The sequence below is a fragment of the Fulvivirga kasyanovii genome, assembly GCF_009711405.1.
GTDB lineage: Bacteria > Bacteroidota > Bacteroidia > Cytophagales > Cyclobacteriaceae > Fulvivirga > Fulvivirga kasyanovii.
The window spans coordinates 1-2,572 of sequence record NZ_SMLW01000228.1; the positions used below are offsets into that span (position 1 = coordinate 1).

Consider the following 2,572-nt stretch of genomic DNA (forward strand, 5'->3'; position numbering starts at 1 on the left):
TGAAATTGCCTAGGGTAATGTGTACTTTAGAGGCATTAATTGCGGATAATTTCTAAATTCAAAAAGTCAATTCGACTTATCGGAAAGTAATATATGCGAGAAGATTATTTAAGCGGAGACGGAGAAGGCTTAAGCCCGGCTGAAAAGGAGATAGAAAAAGCATTGAGGCCATTGAGCTTTAGTGACTTTACGGGTCAAAGCAAAGTGGTGGAGAATATTAAAATATTTGTGAGGGCGGCTCAGAAAAGAGGGGAATCACTCGACCATGTTTTATTGCATGGCCCTCCGGGACTGGGAAAAACCACTCTTTCGCATATTATAGCCAATGAGCTGGAGACAAATATTAAGATCACCTCCGGCCCTATTTTGGACAAACCCAGCGACCTGGCCGGATTGCTCACCAATCTGGAAGATCACGATGTACTTTTCATCGATGAGATCCACCGGCTAAACCCTATTGTAGAGGAATACTTGTATTCTGCCATGGAGGATTTTAAAATAGACATCATGCTGGATTCGGGACCCAGCGCCCGTACGGTTCAAATATCTCTTGCTCCCTTTACTTTAATTGGGGCTACTACGCGTGCCGGATTATTAACCAGTCCGTTGAGGGCTCGCTTTGGTATCAACGCCAGGCTGGAATATTATGACGCTGACCTGCTTGCCACCATTGTTCAACGGTCATGTGATATACTGAGGTCCCCCATTACCACGGAAGCTGCCTACGAAATAGCACGAAGGAGCCGGGGTACCCCAAGGATTGCAAATAACCTATTAAGAAGGACCCGTGACTTTGCTCAAATCAAAGGCGACGGCACCATCACCATGGAAATAGCCCAGGTGGCATTAAAAGCCCTTGATGTGGATGAGCATGGCCTGGACGAAATGGACAATCGTATTCTGTCTACGATCATAGAGAAATTCAAAGGCGGCCCGGTAGGTTTGTCAACCATTGCTACGGCTTGTGGAGATGAGGCAGAAACTATTGAGGAAGTTTACGAACCTTTTTTGATCCAGGAGGGATACATCAAAAGGACATCAAGAGGACGTGAGGCAACAGAGCTGGCTTATAAGCATCTCAAAATAGTACCTCCTGGGAGAGCCAGAGGCCTTTTTGATTAACACATGGTCATTTTCGCTGATTTTAACCTCACCGGAACGGTACAGGCCTAGTCTGTGTTATGCTGCCAACTGAACAAAAATTCAGCATGTAGCCATACAATAATGAATACTTCAAAAAATACTGCATTTATAAAAAATAAAGCCCGGGAACTGGGCTTTATGTATTGCGGTATAGCCAAAGCTGAGTTTTTAGAAGAGGAAGCCCCACGGCTGGAGAAATGGCTCAACCAGGGTATGCATGGCAAAATGAGCTATATGGAAAACCACTTCGAAAAGCGGTTAGACCCCACAAAACTGGTTCCCGGGGCAAAGTCTGTAGTAACCCTCCTCTACAACTACTACCCGCAGCAGGATCTCGCTAAAGATGGCTCTTACAAAATCGCCAAGTATGCGTATGGTAAAGATTATCACCTCGTGATCAAAGATAAGTTAAAGGATTTCATGTCTGCCATACATGAAGAAATCGGTGAGGTCGATGGGCGTGTGTTTGTGGACTCAGCCCCTGTAATGGAGCGTACCTGGGCACAACGGGCGGGAGCAGGCTGGATCGGTAAAAACAGCCTTTTGCTCAACAAGCAAAGTGGCAGTTTCTTCTTCCTTGCAGAACTGATTCTGGATTTGGAATTAGACCACGATGGTCCGGTTAAAGATTATTGTGGCACCTGCACAGCCTGTATGGACAACTGCCCCACGGATGCCATCCCTGAACCTTACGTGGTAGACGGAAGCAAATGTATTTCTTACCTGACAATAGAGCTCAAAGAATCTATTCCGGATGAGTTTAAAGGAAAGTTTGAGAACTGGGCTTTTGGCTGCGACATCTGCCAGGATGTATGTCCCTGGAACAGGTTTTCAAAGCCCCATCATGAGCCTGCTTTTGAACCTCATGAGCAATTGAAATCGATGAACAAAAAGGACTGGGAAGAACTGACGCATGAAGTTTTCAGCGAAATATTCAGAAAGTCGGCAGTAAAAAGAACCAAGTTTGAAGGGTTGAAAAGAAATATCTCATTTGCCAAAAATTAGGGGCACTCCTGCGATTGAGTTAGAAGTTAAAGGATCAGGCGGAATCTCTGGGGAGACTCTAACTTTTTACCTTCTATGTTTGACTGACAGTTGTTTGATAGCAATGAGCAAAAGCAGTTGGCAACTCGTATAGAATAACAATAGGTGCGGTTTATTGATTTTCAGTAGCAAGCTTCATATTCCACATTTTATTTTCCAATCCATTTGCTCCACAGGTTTTCAGTTTGGCCCAGGTTAAGATCATCCCGGCAGGAGAGCTCAATTTGAAGCACACAAAAAACCCCGGCAGGACCGGGGCGTAATCGGGGTATATGAAATGTTTAAGTTTAAACTGTTACGAAACATCTCTGCAAGACTGTTTCATGTTTATCGTTAAACTGTGCATAGCACCAGTTTTTTAGTTCGCGAACCTCGTCAGCTACTA

The 2,572-nt window shown here is 44.6% G+C and carries 2 protein-coding genes; both read left to right on the forward strand.

Annotation, left to right across the window (positions count from 1 at the left end; genetic code table 11):
* Nucleotides 1–93: 93 nt before the first annotated feature.
* A complete protein-coding gene (gene ruvB, locus E1163_RS01100) occupies nt 94–1,122 on the forward strand; it encodes a Holliday junction branch migration DNA helicase RuvB (RefSeq protein ID WP_155168682.1) in 1,029 nt (342 codons plus the stop codon).
* A 102-nt stretch (nt 1,123–1,224) separates the two neighbouring features.
* Complete coding sequence (gene queG, locus E1163_RS01105) at nt 1,225–2,148, forward strand: tRNA epoxyqueuosine(34) reductase QueG (RefSeq protein ID WP_155168683.1); 924 nt, start codon at nt 1,225–1,227, stop codon at nt 2,146–2,148.
* Nucleotides 2,149–2,572 lie beyond the last annotated feature (424 nt).